Source organism: Actinocrinis sp. (genome assembly GCF_035946395.1).
Lineage (GTDB): Bacteria > Actinomycetota > Actinomycetes > Streptomycetales > Catenulisporaceae > Actinocrinis.
Genome location: NZ_DASYZI010000237.1, coordinates 1 through 6431, shown reverse-complemented (window position 1 = coordinate 6431; position 6431 = coordinate 1). Strand labels below are relative to the sequence as shown.

Sequence of the window (6431 nt, the reverse complement as noted above, 5' to 3'; positions counted from 1 at the left end):
CGCGAGCGACGGGGTGTCGAGGGCGCCCCACGGCATGTGCACCAGCACGACGCGCATCGCGATCACGCTCCAGATCGAGGGCCGGCCGGGACGCCGGGGAGCGATCCCGGCCGGCGGTGTACTCGGGTGTTGCGCAGTGCATGGTGTTTCACAGTGCATGGTGTTACACAGTGCTCTGGCACATAGCACTCTGATACACAGCGCTCTGGCCTTACGCCGTGCACTGGTCTTACACCGTGCTCTGGCCTTGACTTCATGCTCGGGTGCTACTCGGCGGGCTCCGGCTCGGCCGGCGCCGGGACCTGCACCGGCTTGGCGTCCGCGATGTCCGCGAGCTTGAAGGAGCTCTTGACGATCACCGCTCCGCGGTCCTGCTCCATCGTCGCGATCGGGTCGTGCTGAATGCTGCGACGCTTCATGCTGCACCTCCTTTCGGGCTTCCGACGGTGACCCCGGACGCGGACGCGCCCAGGAAACCGAGCGCGAGCGACATGATCCGGGACTGCTCGTCGAGGTGCGGCCCGGCGTGGCCGCCGGCGCGCCACACCGTCTGGTGCGGCACGGCGTGCCGACGCAGGGCCCCGATATACGACTCAAGCTGACCGGCCGGGCACCGTTCGTCGCCGGTGGCGCCGATAAGCAGCAGTGGCCCGCGTACGTGCGCCGCATAGGTGGCAGGGGACGCCGCCGCGTACCGATCAGGGAGCTGCTGCGGCGTTCCACCGAACATCGCGACATCGACCTCGCGCAACGCCGGTGTGGTCTCGGCGAAACAGCGTACGTAGTCACCGATCGGATAGACCGCGACGCCCGCGGACCACAGCTCCGGCTGCACTCCCATGGCCAGCAGCGCCAGATAGCCGCCCCAGGAGTACCCGAACACCGCCACTCGATCGCCCGCCACAAGTCCTTGATCGACCAGTTGCGCGCGCACCGCGGCCAAGTCCTCGATCTGGGCGAGACCGACACGTCGGCCGAACCCGTGCTGCCACGCGGGTCCGTAGCCCGTCGAGCCGCGGTAGTTGGTGCGCACGACGGCGTATCCCGCCTGGGACAACGCCTCGACGCGTGGATCCACGCCGTCGCGGTCGTGCGTGGCGGGTCCCCCGTGCACGAGGAATACGGCAGGCCACGGCGGATCGCCGGACGGGGATGTCAGGAAGCTGTGGATATCGCCGTAGTCCGCGGCCGTCCACACGTCACGGGTCGCAGACCGCTGCGATTGCCCGCCTTCGGCCGGGGCCCGCGCGATGTTCCCGTCGGGATCGATCACGAGCGGGACGGCCGCACTGCTGGCACTGCTCCATATGCAGTGGATGGAGCCGTCCGGCGCGCACGAGACGTCGTGCACGGTCCCTTCGGGAAGCGGCAGTTCCCTGCCTCCGGCGCCGCCGTCCACGCCGCCGTCCGCATCACGGTCCAAGTCGGCGATCAGCAGTCTGCTTCGCCCCGCAGACTCGTGCTGGATCAGCAGCCTTCGTCCGCCGGGATACCATCCGGCGGAAGCCGTGCTCGGAAAGGTGAGGTGGTCGCGGCAGCGCACCGGACCGCCGGGTGACCAGGTCGCGACCGTGAAGGCGGCGTCCCGCTCGACCATCAGCAGCAGTTGCGGCACAGCGCCTTCCATGCCCGCCGTACCGTCCGGGTCGAACTCCAGTGCCCAAAGACGCCGCTCACGGCTGCCGGCCAGAGTCGTGGTCGCGCCCGTACGCACGTCGCAGAGCACGACGGCGTCCGGCCCGTCCGGCGCGCCGGCGAGGGCCAGCACCGTTCCGTCCGGCGAGACGTCGGCCAGCCATCGATGGCCCTCGGCCGCGTGCACCTCCCGGCCGGTCCCGCCCGGAGAGCCGACGAAGCAGCGCGACCGATGCGCCGTGCCGACGCAGACCGCCGCGAGCGCACCCTCGCGGTCGAAGCCGACGCCCCGCGGCTTGCCGAGCGGCACGCCGAGCAGCCCCGGCCGCGGATCGCCGCCGTGGAAAGGAGAGCGGCGCCATTGCCCGTAGTCGGCGTCGCCGCCGTCGAACCACCAGATGTGCGAGCCGTCCGGCTCGATCTCGCTCAGGTGCACCCCGTGCGGCCGCCGGGTCACGACCCTGCGATGGCCGGAGCGCAGATCCCAGGCGACCGCCTGCGCCGCGCCGTCGATCAGCCGCGTCTCCACCGCGCGCCCGCCGCCCGCGGCCGCAGCCGCGAAACCCGGCGAGGACGAAGGCGTTCCCAACGCGGTATCCGGCAAGACGCGCAGCCCCCCAAAGCACGACTGGCGGCGGCCACGCCGGTCCGCGAGTGAATGAGGCCTTTACGTCGGCCGCTGTTCAGTTTGTAGCAATGCGTACCGTCTCAGGCAACGAACTCGGCGAGAAGAAGCCACTCCCGATGCCCCGTGTTGCCCGCTTTTCCGTTGTTTGGCACAATCGCCCGCCTCCGCGACGCCGCGCCGGCCGGGAAACAGCCTTCGATAGGGTGTCGCGGTGATGCGCCTCGACCTGCCGCCGGACTGGCCGTCCACCGAGGCCGGGGCGCTGGCCGAGCAGGACAGGCTCAGGCCGCTCGTCGTCACCACGGGCCGGCCGGCCAGGGTGGGACTGGTCGCAGGGCTCGATGTCACCTATGCCACGGACGGCGAGCGTCTCGCCGCCGCGGTCGTCGTGCTGGACGCGAACACTCTGGCGGAGGTCGAGCGGCAGATCGTGCTCGGCGAGGCGCGGTTCCCCTACCGGCCGGGGCTCCTGGCGTTCCGCGAGATCCCCGCGCTGGTCGAGGCGTTGCGGGCGCTGAAGACCGTCCCGGACGTGCTCGTCGCCGACGGCTACGGGATCGCTCACCCGCGACGCTTCGGCCTGGCCTGCCATATCGGCGTGTTGACCGGCCTGCCGACGATCGGCGTCGCCAAGACCGCCTTCGTCGGCGACTACGCCGAGCCGCCGAACGCCCGAGGCGCATACTCCGACCTCGTGCACGACGGTGACGTGGTCGGGCGTGTCCTGCGAACCCGGACCGGGGTCAAGCCCGTCTTCGTGTCCGTCGGTCACCGAATCGACCTGGAAGCCGCCTGCGACCTGGTGATCACGCTCTCGCCCCGCTACCGGCTCCCGGAGACGACCCGCGCGGCCGACCACCTCTCCCGGATGGCACTGGCTGCGGATTAGCTTACTGATACGTATCGGCGCAGGTGGTGCGGCCTACCATTCCTGATCAGCAAATGCACACGATTGCACCCATGGGGTTGCGTTTGTCTGGAGTTGCGCGATACTCCTCTGCGTCACCGCGAGTAAGAGCACGTTGATACCTGTCGGTAACCTACTCACGCAGAAGGTGGATCCCACCGTGTTCCGTATCAGCGCACCCACAGCCCCCGCCGCACTCTTCGCCGCCGCCCTCCTGCCGGCTCTGGCCGCCGCCGTAGCGGTCGCCGCGCCCGCGTCGGCCACCGCGATCGGGCCGAACCAGTACTTCACCGCGGACGTCAACGGTCACGTGACCGGTCCCGCGCCGGTCGAGATGGGCTGCTTCGGGCCGAGTACCGCGGGCCAGACCGGCAACCCGCTGCCCGGCCAGTACGTCGAGGTGCTGCCCCCGGCGACGAACTCGACCAGTCTCGGCTACACCGGCTCGCTCGGCACCGCGATCAGCGTCGACCTCGTCTACACGCAGGGCACGATCACCCGGGTTGTGCAGGTGGGCACGCTGACCGCGTACGGCACGCCGCTCGCCATCCCCACGTCCCTCGTCCTGCCCTGCTACGGCACGGGGACGGCAGTGTTCGACCCCACACCCACCAGCCCGACGGCGAAGGCAGCCGACCTGTCCGTCGACTTCATCGGCCAGCCGTAGCCACTCGACGGCCACTAGCCGCCCGGTAGTCATCGCAGCCACCCGGCGTGTCCTTCAGGTGCGCCACTCCCGCGATCGTGACGCACCTGAAGATCACGCCGGCCGTGAAGCCCCGGCGGCCGACTTGCCCGGATGGAACTTTCGAAACGTTCACGACCAGCGGCGCAATCAGGCGGGAACCGCCGCGCCGCACCAGGGCGCACAGGCGAGCCCACGTGCCCGTTCGACCGCGTTCGACGGCTCCTCGCGAACTCAACGTGTGTGTAACTTTCACCGTCCGCCGCGGCTGCGCCGCCGCCCCTTGGACGCCTGCGCGGCCATGCAAACAAGGAAAGCCGCTGCTGGAAGTCCAACTCCCGGCCGCCGGCCGGATCCCGTGCCGCCGAGGGCCGGAGGCCGTGCGTGATCGGCCGTTTACGCCGGCCGCCGCCGCCGCTAGTTTTCCGCCGCGCCGGGAATCGCGGGCAGGCCGGCGCATCGAGGACTCCCGCGCCACGCGCCGGCCGACGCTGCCGGGAAAGGATCGCACGGGATGCGAATGCCAGACTTCGGCGACCGCGGCAGGCACGCGGCGCGCCACACCGACGCCGTGAACAGGCGCCGCGGGGTCGCCGCGATCGGCGCGGCCACCGCCGCGGTGACGCTCGCGGCCGTGACACAGCTGAGCGGGGTCGCGTCGGCCGGCAGCATCGCGGCCAGCACGCAGTTCTACGTCTACCCGAGTTCCTCGGTGATGAAGTGGGACGCGGCGAATCCCGGCGACTCACGCGAGCCGGCCATCGCCGCGCAGATCGCCGCGCAGCCGCAGGGCATCTGGTTCTCCAACTACAGTCCCTCCACCGTCCAGTCCGACGCATCCACCATCACCACCGCTGCCGCCGCGGCGGGCAAGACGCCGGTGCTGGTGATGTACAACATCCCCAACCGGGACTGCGGCGGCGCCTCGGCGGGCGGCGCGCCCGACACGACCAGCTACAAGACCTATATCCAGAGCTTCGCCAACGGCCTGGGCGCGCACCCGGTGATCGTGATCCTGGAGCCGGACTCCCTCGCGCTGCAAACCTGCCTGTCCGCGGCGCAGGCCTCCGACCGCGACGCCGCGCTGGCCTTCGCGGGGCAGGCGATCCACACCGCCGACCCGTCCGCCAAGGTCTACATGGACGCCGGGCACTCGAACTGGAACTCCGCGTCCGCGCAGGCCGCGGCCCTGAACGCGGCCAGCGTCAAGACCAGCGCCGACGGGATCTTCTCCAACGTCTCGAACTTCATGGCGACCTCCGACGAGGTCAACTACGACAAGCAGGTGCTCTCGGCGCTCGGCAACCCGTCGAATCTGCACATCGTGGTGGACACCAGCCGCAACGGCAACGGCCCCGCGTCCGGCGACCCGTGGTGCGACCCGAGCGGCCGCGCGCTCGGCCAGACCCCGACGGCCAACACCGGCGATTCGCAGGTCGACGCTTACCTGTGGGTCAAGCCGCCGGGTGAGTCCGACGGCTGCGCCGACGCGGCAGGCACCTTCGACCCCGCGCTCGCCTACGCGCTGATCACCAACGGGCCGTCGCACAGCGCGTCCCCGACCCCGTCCGCGTCGGCCTCGCCGTCGCCCAGCGCGTCGCCGTCCAAGTCGCCGTCGAGTTCGCCGAGCGCCTCGGCTTCACCGTCCGCCTCGCCGTCACACAGCCCGTCGAGCTCGCCGTCCGCGTCAGCGAGTTCGGGTGGCTGCCACGTGACGTACGCCGTCCAGAGCGAGTGGGCAGGCGGCTTCACGGCGGCCGTGACGATCACCAGCGCCAAGGCAGTGAACGGCTGGACCGTGACGTACCACTACGGCGGCGACCAGAAGGTCACCAGCGCATGGGGCGCCACAGCCTCACAGAGCGGCGCGAACGTGACGCTGACGAACGTATCCTACGACGCGTCGATCGCCGCAGGCGCAACGCTGACCGGAGTGGGCATGCAGGGCACGTGGACGTCCAGCGACGCGGCCCCGAGCAGCTTCACGCTGAACGGCGTCGCGTGCAACTAATAGGTACATATACAGGTACATATAACTGATAGACGAACGCGCACGTGGGCAGTCGCGCCCGGCCTGATACTCCGGTCGGCCGCGACTGCCCACGCTGCTTCGGCCGGCCACGGTCATCACACGCAACCGAGCCGTCCGTTATGCAGCAGGCGCTCCTGCTCGGTCTCGTCGACGAGGCCCGCGTCCACCTCGCCCCGGTCCTGCTGGGCGGCGGCTCGTCCTTGTTCGGCAGTCTGGATTGCGCGATCGGCCTCGAACACGCTTCGACGTCGGCGGCCCCGGCCGCGACGAACATCGACCTCCGGGTCATTCGGTGAGCAGGCGGGGATTTGACTCGCCTGCATCGCACGCTGGCGCCGTTCAGGTCAGTTCGTGCAGACGGCACCACTGCGCGACGTTTTCCGGCCGCTCCCCGATCGCCTCATGCCAGTGCGGTTCAGCGGTGATCGCCTCCGCGACCGTGGCGTACGGCGGGAAGAAACGGATGAGTCCGGTGAGGCGCAGCAGTCGTACTATCCGCTCCTGATCACTGGCCAGGGCGAGCGATCCGTCGTGTGCACGCAGC

Annotated in this window: 6 protein-coding genes and 1 pseudogene; 4 read left to right on the top strand and 3 right to left on the bottom strand. The window is 70.3% G+C overall.

The features are described from left to right. Window positions 1–266: 266 nt before the first annotated feature. Both VGS97_RS14760 and VGS97_RS14755 read right to left on the bottom strand, forming a co-directional pair. The gene (locus VGS97_RS14760) at window positions 267–419 is read right to left on the bottom strand and encodes a hypothetical protein (protein ID WP_326854061.1); all 153 of its coding nucleotides are present in this window, start codon (window positions 417–419) and stop codon (window positions 267–269) included. Continuing rightward, window positions 416–2224, bottom strand: coding sequence for a S9 family peptidase (locus VGS97_RS14755; protein ID WP_326854059.1), 1809 nt, complete (start codon window positions 2222–2224; stop codon window positions 416–418). Before VGS97_RS14755 ends, VGS97_RS14760 begins: the two co-directional genes overlap by 4 nt. A gap of 253 nt (window positions 2225–2477) precedes the next feature. Between VGS97_RS14755 and nfi the strand changes: the two genes are divergently transcribed. The 4 genes from nfi (at window position 2478) to VGS97_RS14735 (ending at window position 6183) form a co-directional block, all read left to right on the top strand. Beyond that, window positions 2478–3152: a deoxyribonuclease V gene (gene nfi / locus VGS97_RS14750; RefSeq protein ID WP_326854062.1), complete on the top strand. Its 675-nt coding sequence runs from the start codon at window positions 2478–2480 to the stop codon at window positions 3150–3152. Window positions 3153–3330: 178 nt separating this feature from the next. Then, entirely contained in the window at window positions 3331–3837 is a 507-nt protein-coding gene (locus VGS97_RS14745) for a hypothetical protein (RefSeq protein ID WP_326854058.1), read from the top strand. Window positions 3838–4369: 532 nt separating this feature from the next. Continuing rightward, complete coding sequence (locus tag VGS97_RS14740; protein WP_326854056.1) at window positions 4370–5866, top strand: glycoside hydrolase family 6 protein; 1497 nt, start codon at window positions 4370–4372, stop codon at window positions 5864–5866. 140 nt (window positions 5867–6006) lie between these two features. Then, on the top strand, window positions 6007–6183 hold the full coding sequence (locus VGS97_RS14735) for a hypothetical protein (RefSeq protein WP_326854055.1): 177 nt from the start codon (window positions 6007–6009) through the stop codon (window positions 6181–6183). 43 nt (window positions 6184–6226) lie between these two features. On the opposite strand, the pseudogene VGS97_RS14730 reads toward VGS97_RS14735, so the two are convergent. Next, a pseudogene (locus VGS97_RS14730) lies at window positions 6227–6431 on the bottom strand (hypothetical protein); the annotation flags it as partial.